The organism is Marinomonas sp. KMM3893 (genome assembly GCF_004352855.1).
Taxonomy (GTDB): Bacteria; Pseudomonadota; Gammaproteobacteria; order Pseudomonadales; family Marinomonadaceae; genus Marinomonas; species Marinomonas arenicola.
In genome coordinates this window covers 47,283-64,869 of sequence record NZ_SJSC01000006.1, presented here as the reverse complement: position 1 = coordinate 64,869, position 17,587 = coordinate 47,283, and the positions used below count along the sequence as shown (strand labels likewise).

General features: G+C 44.9%; 18 protein-coding genes. 16 read left to right on the top strand and 2 right to left on the bottom strand.

Features of this window, described 5'->3' with window-relative positions:
* Positions 1–45 precede the first annotated feature (45 nt).
* The 6 genes from E0D71_RS14025 to E0D71_RS14000 all read left to right on the top strand — a co-directional run bounded on the left by E0D71_RS14025 (position 46) and on the right by E0D71_RS14000 (position 4,786).
* Positions 46–981, top strand: coding sequence for a chemotaxis protein CheV (locus E0D71_RS14025; RefSeq protein ID WP_133003948.1), 936 nt, complete (start codon positions 46–48; stop codon positions 979–981).
* 161 nt (positions 982–1,142) lie between these two features.
* Positions 1,143–1,967, top strand: a complete 825-nt coding sequence (locus E0D71_RS14020; protein WP_133003947.1) for a sulfite exporter TauE/SafE family protein — start codon at positions 1,143–1,145, stop codon at positions 1,965–1,967.
* A gap of 182 nt (positions 1,968–2,149) precedes the next feature.
* Positions 2,150–3,145, top strand: coding sequence for a ferrochelatase (gene hemH / locus E0D71_RS14015; protein ID WP_133003946.1), 996 nt, complete (start codon positions 2,150–2,152; stop codon positions 3,143–3,145).
* A gap of 2 nt (positions 3,146–3,147) precedes the next feature.
* Complete coding sequence (locus E0D71_RS14010) at positions 3,148–3,867, top strand: HAD family hydrolase (RefSeq protein WP_133003945.1); 720 nt, start codon at positions 3,148–3,150, stop codon at positions 3,865–3,867.
* 12 nt (positions 3,868–3,879) lie between these two features.
* Positions 3,880–4,227 (top strand): hypothetical protein, encoded by a 348-nt coding sequence (locus tag E0D71_RS14005; RefSeq protein WP_133003944.1) that lies wholly within the window; start codon positions 3,880–3,882, stop codon positions 4,225–4,227.
* Between the two features lie 49 nt (positions 4,228–4,276).
* On the top strand, positions 4,277–4,786 hold the full coding sequence (locus E0D71_RS14000) for a topoisomerase DNA-binding C4 zinc finger domain-containing protein (protein ID WP_133003943.1): 510 nt from the start codon (positions 4,277–4,279) through the stop codon (positions 4,784–4,786).
* A gap of 6 nt (positions 4,787–4,792) precedes the next feature.
* Here E0D71_RS14000 and E0D71_RS13995 read toward each other — a convergent pair whose 3' ends face one another.
* Entirely contained in the window at positions 4,793–5,677 is an 885-nt protein-coding gene (locus tag E0D71_RS13995; protein WP_133003942.1) for a TIGR01777 family oxidoreductase, read from the bottom strand.
* A 195-nt stretch (positions 5,678–5,872) separates the two neighbouring features.
* Here E0D71_RS13995 and E0D71_RS13990 point away from each other — a divergent pair, with 195 nt between their 5' ends.
* The 7 genes from E0D71_RS13990 to E0D71_RS13960 are packed head-to-tail and all read left to right on the top strand — an operon-like array spanning position 5,873 to position 13,558.
* A complete protein-coding gene (locus E0D71_RS13990) occupies positions 5,873–6,253 on the top strand; it encodes a CbiX/SirB N-terminal domain-containing protein (protein WP_133003941.1) in 381 nt (126 codons plus the stop codon).
* A gap of 33 nt (positions 6,254–6,286) precedes the next feature.
* Positions 6,287–7,678 carry a Wadjet anti-phage system protein JetA family protein gene (locus E0D71_RS13985; protein ID WP_133003940.1) on the top strand — a complete coding sequence of 464 codons (1,392 nt, stop codon included), beginning with the start codon at positions 6,287–6,289 and terminating at the stop codon, positions 7,676–7,678.
* Positions 7,678–8,316: a DUF4194 domain-containing protein gene (locus E0D71_RS13980; RefSeq protein WP_133003939.1), complete on the top strand. Its 639-nt coding sequence runs from the start codon at positions 7,678–7,680 to the stop codon at positions 8,314–8,316. The genes E0D71_RS13985 and E0D71_RS13980 overlap by 1 nt, the downstream gene beginning before the upstream one ends.
* An 11-nt stretch (positions 8,317–8,327) precedes the next feature.
* Positions 8,328–11,750, top strand: coding sequence for an SbcC/MukB-like Walker B domain-containing protein (locus E0D71_RS13975; RefSeq protein ID WP_133003938.1), 3,423 nt, complete (start codon positions 8,328–8,330; stop codon positions 11,748–11,750).
* A 10-nt stretch (positions 11,751–11,760) separates the two neighbouring features.
* Entirely contained in the window at positions 11,761–12,072 is a 312-nt protein-coding gene (locus E0D71_RS13970) for a BolA/IbaG family iron-sulfur metabolism protein (RefSeq protein ID WP_133003937.1), read from the top strand.
* Positions 12,073–12,100: 28 nt separating this feature from the next.
* The gene (locus tag E0D71_RS13965) at positions 12,101–12,403 is read left to right on the top strand and encodes an STAS domain-containing protein (RefSeq protein ID WP_133003936.1); all 303 of its coding nucleotides are present in this window, start codon (positions 12,101–12,103) and stop codon (positions 12,401–12,403) included.
* A 12-nt stretch (positions 12,404–12,415) separates the two neighbouring features.
* Positions 12,416–13,558: a SpoIIE family protein phosphatase gene (locus E0D71_RS13960; protein WP_133003935.1), complete on the top strand. Its 1,143-nt coding sequence runs from the start codon at positions 12,416–12,418 to the stop codon at positions 13,556–13,558.
* A gap of 55 nt (positions 13,559–13,613) precedes the next feature.
* Here E0D71_RS13960 and E0D71_RS13955 read toward each other — a convergent pair whose 3' ends face one another.
* Positions 13,614–14,264, bottom strand: a complete 651-nt coding sequence (locus E0D71_RS13955; RefSeq protein WP_133003934.1) for a YecA family protein — start codon at positions 14,262–14,264, stop codon at positions 13,614–13,616.
* 94 nt (positions 14,265–14,358) lie between these two features.
* Between E0D71_RS13955 and E0D71_RS13950 the strand changes: the two genes are divergently transcribed.
* From E0D71_RS13950 to ttcA, 3 genes are all read left to right on the top strand, one after another.
* Positions 14,359–16,128 (top strand): RecQ family ATP-dependent DNA helicase, encoded by a 1,770-nt coding sequence (locus tag E0D71_RS13950; protein ID WP_133003933.1) that lies wholly within the window; start codon positions 14,359–14,361, stop codon positions 16,126–16,128.
* Positions 16,115–16,642: a SprT family zinc-dependent metalloprotease gene (locus E0D71_RS13945; RefSeq protein ID WP_133003932.1), complete on the top strand. Its 528-nt coding sequence runs from the start codon at positions 16,115–16,117 to the stop codon at positions 16,640–16,642. Before E0D71_RS13950 ends, E0D71_RS13945 begins: the two co-directional genes overlap by 14 nt.
* 108 nt (positions 16,643–16,750) lie before the next feature.
* On the top strand, positions 16,751–17,587 hold the full coding sequence (ttcA, locus tag E0D71_RS13940) for a tRNA 2-thiocytidine(32) synthetase TtcA (protein WP_133003931.1): 837 nt from the start codon (positions 16,751–16,753) through the stop codon (positions 17,585–17,587).

The window sequence follows — 17,587 nt, the reverse complement described above, 5'->3', positions numbered from 1 at the left end:
TTGCTATTAAATAGATCCCATATAAGAAAACCATTGGAGTAGCATATGGCCGGCATGTTGGACGCCGTAGATCAAAGAACTAAATTGGTCGGTGAGAACCGTTTGGAACTTCTCATGTTCCGCTTAGGTGGAATGCAAACGTTTGCCATCAATGTGTTTAAAGTCCAGGAAGTAGTTCAGCTTCCTAGGCTAAATTTAATGCCCCATCGTCACCCTTCGGTGGCCGGTGTGACACATTTTAGAAATCGAACCATTCCCGTGATCGATTTGTCTGAGTCCATTGGCATGAGACCGATAGACCGTAGCCAACCTTGTAACTTAATTGTGACCGAGTACAACAACACAGTGCAAGGTTTTATGGTCGGCGAAGTTGATCGCATTATTAATATGAATTGGAACGAGATTCTGCCACCGCCTGACGGTACCGGTAGACAGCATTATCTAACGGCGATTACGCGCGTTAACGAACGCTTGGTAGAAATCATTGACGTGGAAAAAGTTCTGGCGGTGATTTCACCTTATGACACCAGTGTCAGTGCCGACGTTATTGATACTAAGCTGCTGAGTCAAGCAACGGATCTTGAGGTGCTGGTGGTCGACGATTCTTCCGTTGGTTTGTCTCAATGTCAGTCTACGCTCGACTTCATGGGCATTAAGGTGCATACCGCCACCGACGGTAAAAAAGGCTTGGAAAAACTCAAAGGCTGGGCAGATCAGGGAGAAATCGTCCCCGAGAAGTTACTTATGCTGATTACAGACGCCGAAATGCCGGAAATGGATGGTTATCGATTAACCCGTGAAATCCGCGAAGACCCTCGATTAAAAGATCTTTATATTGTGCTTCATACTTCATTAAGTGGCAGCTTTAATAAAGCCATGGTACAGAAAGTTGGCTGTGATGATTTTTTATCTAAGTTTCAGCCAGATAAGCTCGCTGGCGTGATTCAAGAACGCATTCGCGATGTCATGGCACGCAAATAGTGTGTTCGTGCGTTAAAAAAAAACAGGCTTAATGCCTGTTTTTTTGTCTTCTTAATGTCTCTTGCCAATTTGTGCTTTTAATTTGTCTTTTCAACCTGTTTAAGAATGCCTTGTGTCTCGTTAGGCTATTTGTTTTTGACATTATTTTTTAGGTAACAACCGTGGAACTGCAACTGCTTATTTTGTTATTCATCATTGGAGGCGTCGCTGGGGCCTTGTACGCCACCACTCAAGTCTCCACACCTTTGTTTATTGTCTCTGCTGTGCTGCTATTTTTACCCGCATTAGGCGTAGAGCTGAGCGGGGTGTTGCTCCCGGTCATCGCCACCGCCGTCGTTTCTTTTATTCCTATTCTGTTGCTTGAGTGGGTTAGGGATATGAAAGAGCGTAAGGTCGACTCTGTCGTGCTGATAGCCTTGTCTCCTGGTGCGGCAATGGGCGGTGTCATTGGCGCGCAACTGGTGTCTTTTATGTCGCCGATTTATTTCAAAGTGGCATTAAGCATACTTGTCTTATTGCTGGTGTATCGTGGTTGGTTAAGCGCTCGCCAGCGTTTGCAAAACACAAATAATGCGTATTTAGGTAATCTAAACAGCCACGCTTTGCGTATGCCCATTGGTTTGTTTATTGGTGTTGTCAGCATGATGGCTGGTGGCGCGGGTAAAATCATGGCAGAGACTGTGTTAACCAAATCGTCGGTGGATGACGAACATCGACATTCGACGGCGGTAGGTGTGGCATTGTTTGTTTCCATTGCGGCCATGGTTGGGTTTTCATTTCCAGCCATGCCATTGAGTCTGCCTAATACGGACGGTTTTATTGGCGGCATTCAGTTGCTGTCGTGCTTGGTCTTGGCGGTTAGCCAGATGTTGTTCTATCTGTTGTGCCGTGAGAAAGGAAACCGCTTAGATCGCCTGGTATTAACCATAGGTTTTGTTCTCTTTATGTTGATTGCGGCATCCAGAGTGTGGCTGATGGCGTTTTAATGAGCGCGTTCAGTTACTTTTATTCTGACCCTCTTTATAGCGGGTCTTTCTAGAGTGTCTTTCTTGCTCGTGCAGTAGATAGCAGTAAGCTATTAACAGGATTGAAAATTCACAGGCTATGACGATTTCTATTGCTTCGTTTAACGATATAATAGCCCTCTAATATGACGAAAAGGTTTATCATGAAAAGCTCACCAAAATACGGCGTACTAATGATTAATTTAGGCACGCCAGATGCACCTAAAACACCTGAAGTGCGCACGTTTCTAAGAGAGTTTTTGTCTGACAAGCGAGTGGTAGATTTAAATCCTCTTATTTGGAAGCCGATTTTAAACCTGATTATTTTAACGATTCGCCCAGCCAAGGTGGCCAAGGTTTACCAGCAGGTCTGGATGGAGGAGGGTTCTCCATTGTTGGTGCTAGGTAATCGATTAAAGAATCGTATCGCCGCCGCTCTTGAAACTCGCTTCGATCACGGAATTCCGGTAGAAATGGCGATGACGTACGGTAATCCAAGCATGGAAAGCGCCGCGAATAAATTGCGGGCTGCGGGCGCGGATAAAATCCTAGTCGTGCCTATGTACCCACAATTCTCGTCCACCACAACTGCGGCAGGGTATGACAGATTAATGAGTTCGCTGAAAAAATGCCCTCATTGGCCTGCATTGCAGCTGATTCAAGATTATGCGGATCACCCCTTATACATTAAAGCGCTGGCCAATTCAGTGAGAACGCAATGGGCAAAGCAAGGCGAACAACGCCATCTCGTGCTGTCTTATCACGGCATTCCAAAGCGCTATGTTTCAAACGGTGACCCATACGCACGACGCTGCGAAAACACCAGTACGTTAGTGGCAGAAGCATTAGGGTTAAGTGACAGCGAGTGGACGCATGTTTATCAATCTCGCTTTGGTCGCGAAGAATGGTTGAAACCTTATGCAGATGCGACGCTTAAATCCATGCCTGAGATGGGCATTAAACGCATCAATGTCATCAGTCCAGCCTTTTCCATTGACTGCATTGAAACCTTAGAAGAAGTCACTCTAGAGCTTGGTGATGAGTTTAAGCAGCATGGCGGACAGGCTTTTGATTACATTCCTGCACTAAATGATAGCGATGATCAATTGGCTCTGTACCTTGATTTGATCGAGCAAAATACGCAACAGTGGACACAATAACATTGACAAAACTTTCTCAACAGAAATTCCCTATTATCGCCTTTGACGCCGATGATACTTTATGGCGCAATGAAGATATTTTCGTTTCTGCGCAAGGTGAGTTCATTGAACTGCTCGCTCAATATCATGATGAGCAGTACATTCGTTCACACCTAGGCGATGTGCAAATTAGAAATTTGAAGCATTTTGGCTATGGCATTAAAGGTTTTACGCTTTCTATGATAGAAACCGCGATAGAGCTGACAGAAGGCCGTGTTACAGGCCATCAAGTACATAGTATTATTGAACTTGCTCGGCGTATGCTGGAGGCGCCCATTGAATTACTCCCAAGCATCAAATCCGTGCTTGAACAGCTGCAAGCGGATCATAAATTGATGATTATTACGAAAGGGGATTTATTGGATCAGGAGAGCAAAGTAGCACGCTCTGGCTTAGCCCCGTTTTTTGATATTATTGAAGTTGCTAGCGATAAAACGCCTGAAGCCTATGAAAAAATACTCAGCAAACACAAGATTTCCAGAAAAGAGTTTCTCATGGTCGGCAATTCCTTAAAATCCGATGTCTTGCCTTTGTTCGATATTGGCGCCACCGCAATTCATGTGCCTTATCACACCACATGGGCTCATGAAGAAGTCTCTGAGCAAACTTTAATAGAATACCCTCAGTTAGTGACGTTGGAGTCTATTGCGTTACTGCCTAAGTGGTTATCACAACATTCATAAAAGGTATTAAGTATGCGTTTTCTGCCATTATTATTGTCTGTTTTTTTACTCACAGCGCCATTGGCTCAAGCACAAGATCAAGACAGCGACAGCAAGCTGGACAGTGCCAAAGCCAAAGCCTCAGAAATGTGGGACAAGACCAAAGAGAAAGCTTCTGAATATGGTGGTATCGCTGTCGATAAAAGCAAAGAGTACGGCGGCATTGCTGTTGATAAGAGCAAAGAATATGGTGGTATTGCCGCTGAGAAAACCAAAGAAACCAGCGCAGAAGTATGGGATAAGATGAAAGAGCTGGGGTCTGAAGCGGCCGATAAAAGCAAAGAAGGCGTGCAGAAAATACGAGCAGCGGCAGGCCAATAGCCTGTGGCAACAACCGATGTAAATCTCAGAAAAATAGGCATGTGTTGTAATGAGTCAAAAGGATGACAACAATAAAATCTCAGCAAGTTACTGGGAGCAAGAGTTTATCTCACAAGATAATGCTCAGTTAGTTACGCCTAATGTTCGTTATAGATGCCCAAAGTGTGAGAGTTTATTGGTTCACAAAGAAGGGAAAAACGGGTTGTTTTGGGGCTGTGAGTCCTACCCAAGCTGTGATTATACCGCCAATGATGAAGCGGGTAAGCCAGTCAGGGCAAAGCGATTTCTTTGCCCCGCTTGCCAATCTCCGTTACGTCGAAAGACCTTTAAAGACAATGTGTTCTGGGGTTGCAGTGGCTACCCAGAATGTAAGGTCACCGTGGAAGATGACCATGGTGTCCCGTCTAGTACCAGAAAGTACCCATGTCGTGAGTGTGGGCACTATTTGGTTCGTAAAAAAAGTAAAAATGGTTATTTCTGGGGGTGCATTGAGTACCCCAAATGCACACACACATTAAACGATGATAAAGGCTTGCCAGTATTACGGCGTAAACGCTGAGCCGCTTTAATGTTTGTTTTCTATGGCCATGAGCGCCGCTTCCAAATTTTTGTAATCAAACAGAAAGCCTTGTTCTATCAGACGCTTAGGGTGCGCTTTGACGCCATGAGTCAGCAGCGAGCTCATTTCTCCAAATAACAGGCGCAAGAGCATGTTCGGCGTGGTGAAAACAGCAGGGCGCTTGAGTACGTGGGCATAGCACTTAGCAAATTCTTTTTGCGCAACACAGTCGGGGGCGGTGAGGTTATAAATGCCATCGAAGCGTGGATCTAGCATGGCGCTTACAATCCCTTTTAATACATCTTGAAGGTGTACCCAGGAAAATCCGTGATTACCTCGACCTATTTTTCCTCCCAGTCCGCATAAATAGGCCGGTCTCATTTTGCTTAAAGCACCGCCATTCTTGCCAAGGATAACGCCAAGACGAAACACCACGGTTCTTGCTCCTAACTCGGAAAACTCGAAGGCCGCCGCTTCCCATTTGTCACACAGTTCATGGGCAAAGCCTTTGTCAGGCTCACTGAATTCATCCACTTCAGCATTGGAATGGCTGCCGTAATAACCAATGGCCGACATAGAAATAACAGTATGGGGCGTTTTCACCAGTTGCTCTTTGACGCTTCTCGTTAAGGTGACACGGCTTTCATAGAGGCTTTTCTTGCGTTTTTCTGACCAAGGTTTGTCAGCGATGCCTTCCCCTGCAAGGTTGATAAACACGTCCATTTGCTGATCAAGCTCGTGCAATGTCTCTAACGTGTATTGTGTGATACTAGGTGCCAATCTGATATCGACATGTCTGACTAAGGCAAACAGCTGATGTCCTGACGATTGCAGTAACGCCGTCAGAGCTGTGCCAACAAAACCCGTTGCACCGGAAATAAGAATTTTCATCTAAGCGCCTATTGTTTGAGAGTTAACCAACTGGATACGAAAAAAATATGAAATAGGATCAATCACTTCTGAATTTTAGCCAAATGTTAGGATTTAACCGGAATATTTAAAAGCCTGGTAAGCTTTTTCTTTTAACGCCTTCTTTTTCTAAGGTAGGATGGCTAAAATGGGGAAGCTGAAACATTAGGTATCAAAATGCTACACAATGAATACGATCACATCATACTTCTTGCTCACGGCAGTCCAGACCCATTATGGAAGAAGCCGTTTGAAGCCTTGTATGAACAAGCTGTTGAATTTTACGGCACAGAACATTCCAGCTTAGCTTTTATGGAATTAACCACACCGACGTTAGAAGACGTGGTAGGGCAGCTAGACGAGAAAATTAAGACAGTCGCTGTTTTGCCTTTGTTTTTTGCTGTAGGTCGTCATTTACGTCACGACGTTCCCGCGCAGATCGCCGCCCTGCAAACTGAGCAGTTACGCATTGATCTGTTGCCACCGATCGGCGACGATGAACTGGTTAAGCAGGCCATGTATACCGTCATTGCGCGCCATTTAGGACGAGAAGAATAATGTCATTTTTATTGCTGATCTCTGGAGCACGGAATGCTGTTTAAACATTTACCTGACGAAATATTTCAGGCGCTGTCCGGCTCCAATCGCGCCTTGATAGAGGCTGTGTTATACGATCTTGCGGATGTGTTTTACGATCATGCGGAAGACCCGATAAAAGAAAAGTCGGCCATCATTGAGTCGATTGAAGACACCCTGCACAAGCTCGAAACGCTGGCTTGGCATGATGATCAAAAAGAGCCCTTTGAGTCCCCCAAAACGATCCATGATTATGCCCTTCGGATTTACCATCGTTTGGTGAACACCGGTTGGCTGGTTGAAGAACAAGAGCTTTACCGGATTAGCGTGCTAATGACACCGCAAATATCCATGTTACTGCGCTCTCTTGTGGAAATCAGTCGTCACGGAAAGCGCAATTATGGCGCCACCGTTCTGAGCATTTTAAGCAACCTTGAATCCGTAGCGAAATACCCTAAAGAGCGCGGTGTGACCTTGAGCCAATCCGCTGAAGCGTCTCGCGATTTTTCAGCGCATCTGAATCAGATTTTACTCGGTATTAGAAGTTTGCAGCGTGAGTTGTTTTCTAGTCGTGACCCGAAGGCGATTGTGGCAGGCTTTTTTGACTTGTTTGTCGAAGGGATTTTGATTGCTGACTACAAAACCATCAAAACCAGCAACAACCCATTTCGTTTTCGTCGCCAGATTCTAGAGCTTGCGCAGGAATTTCTTGCGAATCCAGATTTATTGCAAGACGTTTCCCAGTGTTATGTTGATCAACAACTGATCAGTCATAAAGCGGCGCAAGTGATGGTCGAGAAAGACTGTCGTGACATCATCCAGACCTTTAGTAACATAGAGCAGCGCCTTGATCGTATCGATGAATATCGCTATCGATTAGAGAAACGAGCCGCAGACACCGCCAGATACATGGACAGCTCACGCCCAGGTATGGCGAATAAAATTGCCGGCATTATTACCGATGCCGCGAAGTTTGAGCATTTGCCCATAATGAAAAATGTGGTGGGTTCAAAGTTCGTGGGCATGGAATCCGCGGCTCAGCCAATGCGTCGCCGTGAGCCACCGCCGCCAAGGGTAATGACCCCAGCAGAAGTGTCTGCCAATGCCATTCAGGTAAGAGAGCAACAACGCCGTTTCCATGAAATGCGACAAGTGACAGTAGCCAAGCTGCAATCGTATTTGGAGCGTCAAATGGAAGATCAGCCAAACAAGCATATTTTGGATTTTTCCATTGAGTCGGTTGAAGATTTTGTGTGTTTTGACCACTTACGCTACGTTGGCTCCTTGGGCGTTACCGCGAAGAAAATTGAAAAAGCATTTGAAGTCCAATTTACTGAACAGTTTTTAGATGTGCATGATTTTGTTGAATGTAGAGAATTTAATGTGGTCCGTAGGAGCGAAGCGTAATGCTTAGAGAATTAAAGAAAGTCGTCGAAGAGTCAGGGAAAGACGCTCAAGAGTTTCAGCAAACGGCGAACTTCGTTCTTGCGAACCAATTTGCCAGTGCGTACAAGCATGGCCAGCGTAAACATTACTTATTGATAGAAGCTTACCAAGACTATTTTAGCAAACTGTTTGATGCGCTAGGAATGAAGCTTTACATCAATGAAAACGAACGATTAGCGGGCGTTCTGCCGGTACAACGCGAAGCGTTCGTGCGTTTAAAAACCGATGAAACCTTGTTCTTGTTGGTCTTGCGTCAAATCTACGAAGAAAAAATTGAAAACTTTGAAGTCGATAACGGCTTTGTGGCGACCAATACACACACGATTCTCGAACGGTATGTACAACTGGTAAAACGAGAAATTCCAACCGAAACACGGTTTAAAGACATTCTTTCGTTGTTGAGTCGTCACGGCGTCATTATTCGTGGTAAATCCTACGAAGAAGACAGCAAGAACTTCATCATTAACATTACCCCTGTGGTCCGCCTGATTGTGACAGAAGCCTATTTGAGGCAGCTAGAGTCTTTTAATGGCGCAGACCCAGACGAAGATGACCTTGATGAAGAAGAACAAACCTCACCAGCAGAAAGCCAGGAATAAAGGGCCAAGACATGAAAAAGTTAAATCGAATTGTATTGGTTAACTGGTACCTACTAGGGGCAGAAGAAATCAATATCCGCGGTAATACCGCCATTATCGGACCTACTGGGTCTGGTAAGTCCTCCTTGTTGGATGCCATTCAAACGGTATTGACCGGGGCCAGTAAGCGTCACCTTAATTACAACGCCAGTGCCAACGATGGTAAAGCCAGCGGTCGTAGTATCCGCTCATACATTTTGGGCATGATAGACGCAGGGCAAGTCAATAATAAGTCCAGTGGCACTCAGCCAAGACAAGACGCAATCAGTTACCTTGGTCTCGTCTTTGAGGACAGTGTAACCGGCAAGGAATCTACGGTCGGACTCTGCTTAAGCGCGTCTTTAGCATCGCCAGAAGAAGACATTTTAGGCCGCTTTGTATTGCCTAATTATGGTGTGCGACGTGATGATTTTATCGATGCAATGGAAGGCAAAAGCTACAAAGCCAAGCCTTGGATCGAAGTTCGCGAGGCGATGAAAAAGATTTGTTTCGACCCTTACATCAAGTCTGGCAGTGCGTCTGCAACCCAATATATTAATCGCTACCTAGAAGAATTAAGCCCAAGTGCGGATCATTTGATCACCTTAGATGGCTTTTTGAAGAACTTCAAAAATGCGCTGAAATTTGTGCCTATTGCCTCACCGACTCGTTTTGTTCAAGATTTCGTTCTTGCCGAAGCGCCATTGCAAGTAGGGGCGTATCAAAAATCGCTGCACGAATATCGTCAACTAGAGAGCAAAACGCTTGAGGTGGCAAAGCGAATCGACGATCTTAAGCTGATTCAGCAAGATTGTGAGAAAAAGCTGCAACAAGAGCAATCTGCGGTGAATTACCATTGGATAGCAACGGAAGCACGCTTTGATGAGCTTGGCACTAAGCAAGACGATATCCAAGATCAATACGAGTTACACAAAGAGCGTGAAGAAGAAATAGACGAACAATTGACCACACAAAGCAGCTTGTTAAAGCAACTGCAAGGTCAACTTATTCGTCTGGAGCAGCAATATGAGCATTCCGATGTTGGCTTAAAGCTTCAGCAATTAGAGCAGAACAAAAAATTCTTAACGCTGCAGAGTCAGCAAGATCAAAAAGCCATCATTCAAGCGCACCAGATGACACTCTTGTTGTCGTCTCTTAAAGGTTTTGCTGATTTTCTTTCTGCTGAAACCAATGCCATTGTCGCAGAAATGGAGAAGCACAGCGGCTTGATCAGCGCTGAGGGTAAGATTGAAGGCAACCTAAAGCCTCTCACGCAAATTCTGAGCACGCTCAATAAGACGTTGGACACCGAAAAGTCTCTTGTCTTTAGACAACGTTCAGAGTTGAACCGCACCATCTTGAATTTGAAAGATGAGTGTAAGCAATTAGAGTCTGACGTGTCTTCCTTGAAAGGAGGGGTTAGCCCACTTTCTCAAAACACTCGTCGCTTGATCAGCTTATTAAATGACGCCAACATCACAGCCACACCGTTAAGTCACTTAGCCGAAGTCACCGACCGCAAATGGCAAGACGCGATCGAAGGGTATTTAGGCGCTCAGCGTGAAGCCTTGATTGTTGAACCAGATGATGCGGAAGAGGCGATTCGAATTTTCCGTGCACACCGTCGCCAATTGATGGGTTGTCGAGTCATTGATACCACGCAAACTCGATTGTGGTTAAACCGCGGCAATCATAAATCTGCGCTTAAATTTATTCGCTGCAATAACGACCACGCACAAGCGTATCTGAATCGTCGATTGGGCGGTATTTTGCCGGTCGAAACAGAGCGTGAGCTATTGCGCGAAGACAGCGCAATGACCGCTGACGGCATGTTGAAATTGTCTGGGACCATTTCGACGATCCGTTTTACCTCGCACATGATGGTTGGTATTAATACCGAAGGCATGCGTGAGTCTCGCGAGCAGCAGCTTGCAACGCTAAGCGGCGAACTCATGGCCCACTTAAAAGTCGACCAGCGCTTAGAGCAAGCGGATAACTTGTTAGGCCGAGTGATAGCAAACAATCAATTTGACGTTGAGTCATTAAACAGCGCCAGCCACACAGTGACTCGCATTGCTCAAGAGTTGAGTCATGTGGAAGCAGAAATTGCCCAGCTACAACAGCACGATGATAAGGACCTTCAAGAAAAGATCGAAGGTCTAAAAGCGCGCATTTCAACGGTTGAGCTGGATCAGAAAAAATTGGACCGTGAACGTCAGCAAATTGCTGAGCAATACGGCGCCTTGAACACTCAGAAAAACCAGCTAAGTTCCGCGCTGGCCGCCCTTGACGAAGAGCGTAGTCGTCTAACATCGAGTCCCTTGTACAATGCCGAGTTCGCCAGTGAGCGTTACGCCTTGTTGGAAAGCAGCATGGTGAATGGTGCCGCTATTTACAAAGAAGCGATTAGCCGAGCCGAAAAAGCCGAAGATAAGGTGCGTAACTTCGATCAGAAAGTGCGTAAGGAAGTGGCGGATCACTATGCTAAATACCATCAAGCCAATATAGACAATGATATTCAGTTGGACTATTTAGAGTCTAAATTTGAAGAGTTCCAGCATTATGTGTCTTATCAAATTGATGTGTTAAGTGAAACAGAGTTGGCTAAATACGCGAAACGAGCGGAATTGGCGCGTCGTGAGGCGGAAGAGACCTTCCGTTCAGATTACGTTTCCAAACTGAAAGATTCCCTCGATCAAGTGGCGCACATTATTCGTGAGCTTAACCACAGCCTTAAACGTCGTCCCTTTAACCAAGAAACCTATCAGTTCCGTTATTACCCAAATGGTGACATGAAGGACATTTTGGATTTGGTTGAGCGCTTTAGTGCACAAGACCAAGCGAACGTTGGTGGGTTGTTTGACCCAGAAGCGACTGGCGACCCAGAACACATTCGCGCCATTACCGCCATCCAAGAATTGATCACTGATGACGAGAAACAACAAGACCTTGCGGATTACCGTAAATTCTATAATTTCGAAGTCGACATTCTGGATGAAGAAGGCAATAAGAAAACCACCTTAAGTCAGCGTATCCAAACAGGGTCTGGTGGTGAGCACCAAATTCCTTTCTACCTTGCTATTGCGGCGGCACTGTCTACGACTTATCGCCTGCGAGAAACCCCAGAAGGCGATATTGTCGGTGGCTTCTCATTGGCAATGTTCGATGAAGCCTTTAACAAAATCGATATGGTCAAAACGTCGACTTGTATGGGCTTTATGAAAGACATTGGCTTGCAGGTTATTGCGGCGGCACCTGACGACAAACGTGCTGTTATGGCCGCCAATATGGACACGGTTATCAGTGTATGGCGTGAAGGTGGTGCTGTTTCAATTGATGTTGCTTACCCTAAAGAGAAAGGCAAGACCTTATTGAACGGCAACTCTGAGGCTGAGCCTGAACTAAGCCCGGTATAACGAGATAAGTATGAAAATTCAAAATGAAATAGAAGAGGCGATTCGTGCTGCATTCGGCATCGAATTCCTCTCTCTTGAAAACGAAAGTTACATGCACAACGTACCAGCGGGAAGTGAATCTCACTTCAAGCTGGTATTGGCCAGTGATGCCTTTTTAGGCAAAAGACTGGTGCAGCGCCATCAGCTGGTATATGGTGTTTTAACAGAACAAATGCCAAAAATACATGCGTTAGCGCTTCATTTATACACAGTAGATGAATGGCTAGAGCGCGAAAAAACAGCGCCTTTTTCACCCAAATGCCATGGAGGCGAGCGCGAGTGATGTTTTTTTATAGCGGCTCGATAAAAATATGAGTATTTCAGTTACGGTCAACAAGGCAAGCAATGCCATTGAACTATCAATACTAGGCAGCTTCGACTTTTCGTTGTTTCACGATTTTCGAGAAGCCTATTCAGGGTTCATTGGTGAACAGCACCACTTTATTGTGGATCTTAGCCAGGTAGAGTACTTAGACAGTGCTGCGCTTGGGATGCTGTTGAGTATGAAAAACGCATTAGGAGAAGGTGCGACTATTGAGCTAAAAGGTGCGAATGATTTTATTAAAAATATTTTGATGATTTCACGCTTTGATAAACGCTTTGAGATACGGTAAATAACGGATTATATGAAACTTTTATGCGTAGATAGCGAACCTGTTTATCAAGAAATTGTTTCTATATGTGCTCAAAAAGAGGACATGGAGGTCATCACGGCCTCCTCGTATGATGAAGCGATTAAGTCCTATGAAGAGCACAAGCCGGACATTGTGACTCTAGAGGTTGTTCTTCAGGGGGGAAGCGGACAAGAGCTTGCCAAGAGATTGAAAGCGCTCGACCCAGAACGCTTTGTGCCCATTATTTTTCTTACCTCTCATATTTCTGATGCTGTGATGAACGCGTGCTTTAAAGCAGGGGCTGACGACTTTATTCCTAAGCCCTTTAATGAAATGCTTTTTAGCACCCGCATTAGCACCCACAAAAGACAAATCCATTTGATACAAGAAATGTATCGGAAAAATCGCGAGCTTACTTTTTATCAAGCGATGATTGAGCGCGAGCATAAGATGGCTCATCAGGTGTTGGATCACATTTTGACGCGCAGTGAGCGACCCAGTCAAAAATTGGCCATTACGCGCCTATCCGCCACCAATTTTAACGGTGATTTAGCCTTAGCCTGTACACGATCAGACGGCGCGAGAGTTGTGTTTGTTGGGGATTTTACCGGTCACGGTTTGTCTGCTTCTATTGGCGCATTGCCGGTTGCGCAAGCGTTTTTTGACGGTGTTGACCACCATGTTGGCCTGGCGGATCTTGCTATTCAGCTGAACAGAATTCTGTTAAATATTTTGCCGGATTACATGTTTTGCGCCGCCTATATTATTTTAATAAGACCGTCTGGAGTGATTGAATATTGGGGAGGGGGTATGCCTAATGGCTATATTCGCCGCGCTGATAATTCTGTCGACTACATAGCGTCTTCTCACATGCCTTTAGGGATTCTTGGTGTCAATGAATTTGAAACGAGCATAGAAATCGCTCATATCGATGAATTGGATACCTTGGTGATCGCTTCTGATGGCATTGTTGAGTTAAAGAACGCCGATCATGAGATGTTAGGCTCAAACGCCATGGAGGCTTTGGTGGTATCGTCTTATGCGGATCAAGATTTGGCGAAAGCACAGGAAGCCATGGAGGCGCATTTGGCGGCCTTTCAAGGGAAATCTGAACAGCTTGATGACATTACCTTGGTCGCCATTCGAAAGGTATAAAAAAGCGGCCTTAGATGTGGCCGCTTTTAGAGGGTGCTTACCTTATTAGACAGGGTTAGCGCTTTTTGTTTTTCTTGTTTTTATTGCCATTTTGTTTGTTACCAGCGTGTTTTGATTTTGCCGGCGCGCGCTGTTTTTCTGGCTCTGTTCGTAGGACAAGGAAAAGATCGGTTACTACGTCTGGAATTTGTTCGATGCAAGATTGTGTGAGTTTTTCGCTCTGACGAATCTGCACAACTTCTTCGTCATCAAAAAGATCTGAAGCGACCATAATCGGCAATAAAAGCTCAGCAATGACTTCTTCTTTTTCTGACTCAAACCAATGTTGTTCGGTCATGAAAACGCCTTCCATAAAGCCCGTAGCCCATTCTTGGAGCTCACTTAGCTCTTCGGCGGATGACCCCATTTCAATTTCGCAAGGGATGACGAATTCATCTTCTGATTCAAGCTCTTTCTGGATGTCTAGTGACAAGCGACTAAGCAGTTGCAGTATCTGTTTCTGTTGCTTTTCTGTTTCGAAGTCCGGAGTGTCTTCAAAAATAACAGGAAGCCACTGTTCTTCAGAAATAGTAAAAGGACAGATTGCTAATGCGGTTAAAAAACCGTGCGCCATAACGAAGTTCTGACATTCTTCATGAACCCGATCTGACTCCAAAAACGCTTCTAGTGTGTCTAACTCAAGATCATCAAGAGGTTGGTGTGCCATTTTACAATTCCTAATACTAAATAAGTCTGCGATTTTAGCGAAAAGGGCGCTAAAAATCGATGCACAATCCCCATGGTTAAGAGATAATTCACGAATGATTCAAAAGAACACCATTCTTTCAAAATTAGGCTACCTTCAGTATCGTCCGTTACAGGAAGAAGCTATTGATGCGCTGTGCTTAGGCCAAGATGTTTTGCTTGCTGCACCGACTGGCGGCGGCAAGTCATTAGTGTATCAATCTGCTGGACTTATCAGAGAAGGGGTTGGGATTATTATTAGTCCTTTAATTGCCTTGATGTCACAACAAGTCGAAGAGCTGAGAGAAAAAGGCATCAATGCCCATTTCCTGAATGCCAATTTGCAGCCTAGTGAACACGATGATCTGGTTTGGGCATTGCGTAATAACCACATTGACCTCTTGTTCTTATCCCCTGAAAAGCTCGTACAACCTTCTGTTATGAGCTTTCTAGACAGTATGTCTATTTCTCTGTTTGCCATTGATGAAGCCCATTGTATTACGCAGTGGGGTGGCTCCTTTAGACCAGAATATGGGCAACTTGGACAGCTTAGACAGCGTTTTCCTGATGTGCCTATTATTGCGTTAACCGGCACGGTCGATGAGGCAACCATTCGGGTTATTCAAACCTCGTTAGAAATGACCAATAGCCTAGTGTTAAAGGGCAGCTTTGACCGAAAAAACATCGAAATTCAAATTGCTCAGAAAAGAAAATCCAAGCTACAAGTCCTGTATTTTCTGCACAATGAAATGGCAGGGGAAAGTGGCATCATTTATTGTCGTTCCCGCAAGAAAACAGAACAACTCGCAAACTGGTTAAATCAACTTGGTTTGCCAAGCTTGGCGTATCATGCGGCTATGAGCGACAGGGACAGACAGCTTAGCCATAAACGATTCTCGACGGAAAAGGGATTGATCATGGTGGCCACCACCGCTTATGGAATGGGCATTGATATTGCTTATATTCGATTTGTCGTGCATGTGGATTTACCAGACAGCCCCGAGGCTTACTTTCAAGAAATAGGCCGCGCAGGGCGCGATGGCAAGCCCGCCAAAGCCTTGTTGCTTTACGGCTTACAAGACATGCTTAATGCTCAGCAATTTAGCGCCTTTCAGGATCACGAAGATGGGGATAAATCGGCACGACTGAGTGCGTTTTTCAAAGTCATTGAAGGTCGAGGCTGTCGCCGTAAAAACTTGCTCAATCATTTTGGCGAGGCGTCTGATAACTGTGGGTATTGTGATCGCTGCTTGCATCCTTCGTCAGAACAAAACACCACGATCGCCAGTCAGAAATTGCTGTCATTAATTTATCACACCAAAGGGATTCGCCCTTTTTCTGTGCTGATACAGGTATTATTAGGGAAAAGAACTAAAGGTGTGAGTGCGATACAGGGGGAGCGACTGTCATTATTTGGCAAAGGTAAGGAACTTAATGAGGCGCAATGGAAAGCGGTGATTCGTCATTTAATTGCCTTCAATTATATCGAGGTTCATCAAGCTCAGGTGTTTTGTGTTCACCTAAAAGAAAAAGCCCGCAGCGTATTGAAATCACAAGCACAAATTTTGTTGGCACAAGAGAAGTATTACCCAACATTAGACAGCGAAGAGAGCATTAAAGAAACGGCCACTTGGCATAAGTTAAAGAGTTGGAAGCTATCCCAAGGCAGTGACACATTAAGCGACAATCAGCTGAGAAAGGTTTACCAACACAAACCTAATTCTATTGCTTCACTAAGTCGGCTAACGGGTTTGTCAAAAGAGTCTGTGGCGGCTTTCGCAGCATCGTTGCTGCCATTGCTGCATGACATCGAAGAGAGAAAGGAACAGGATTATGCTTGCGAGTAGGCAACAGCAACCCCCTCTTGATCTAGACGATAGCGCGTCACTGGCGGCACAAATTCAGCACAAAGTGACCTTGTGTATGCAGCAAGCGGATGTTTTCTTTGGTAAACATTTTGACCCGCCAAGCTGTAATTTAAAGCAGAGAGGGCGGGCTGCTGGTACCGCGCATCTGCACAAAAATGAGGTGCGCTTTAACCTTTTTATGCTGCAGCAAAATACCGCGCTTTTTCTGGAGACAGTGGTACCCCATGAAGTCGCGCATATCATTGTTTACCAAATTTATGGTCATGAAGTTCGCCCCCATGGTAAAGAGTGGCAAGCTGTGATGAAAAAGGTGTTTCATCTTGAGCCAAACCGAACCCATAACTTTGAGGTTCCCTTACCAAAAAAAGCCTTCCGCTATCAATGCCAGTGCCAAATCCATACTTTCACAGCCCATCGTCATAACCGAGCGAAGAAGGGCACCGAATACATTTGCAAGCTGTGTCGCTCTCCACTTTATTTCTTGAAAGAATAATTAATGAGAGGTTTGTGACCTCCATGGGGTAAGAGCAGATGTTTTTTAATGCGACTGGGAGGACTGTATAGTAAGATAGTCGCATTTCGTTTTATACACGTGTGGATCATGGATTTTACTAGCAAACCCAAAGAAAAAGCCGAGCTTAACAAGCTCCAAAAACGCTTACGCAGACAAACAGGTCAGGCCATCGCAGACTTCAATATGATTGAAGAGGGTGATAAGGTAATGGTGTGTTTGTCTGGCGGTAAAGACTCATACACAATGCTTGAAATTCTTCGTAATTTACAAGCCAGTGCACCGATTAATTTCGAACTCGTTGCGGTCAATTTAGACCAAAAGCAACCCGGCTTTCCTGAGCATATTTTACCGGCTTATTTAGAAGAGCAAGGGGTGGATTTCCATATCTTGGAACGCGATACCTACAGTATCGTTAAAGAAATTGTTCCTGAAGGAAAGACCACATGCGGCTTATGCTCACGTTTAAGACGAGGTTCCCTGTACGGATTTGCAGAAGAAATTGGCGCCACTAAGATTGCCCTGGGTCACCACAGAGATGACATCTTAGAAACCCTCTTTTTAAATATGTTTTTTGGTGGTAAGTTAAAATCAATGCCACCTAAGTTGCTTAGCGATGATGGCAAGCATGTGGTTATTCGTCCTTTGGCTTATTGCAAAGAGAAGGACATTGAAGCCTTTGCTACCGCAAAGTCTTACCCAATTATTCCTTGTAATTTGTGTGGTTCCCAACAGAACCTGCAAAGACAAGTGGTAAAAGATATGCTTCAGCAATGGGATAAAGAGTACCCAGGTCGTACGGATATTATGTTTACAGCAATGCAGAATGTCGTTCCTTCTCACCTTGCTGATACTGAGTTATTCGACTTTAAAGAATTAAAGCAATCAGAAGATGCTTTCAACAAGTTAAACATCATCTCAATATAG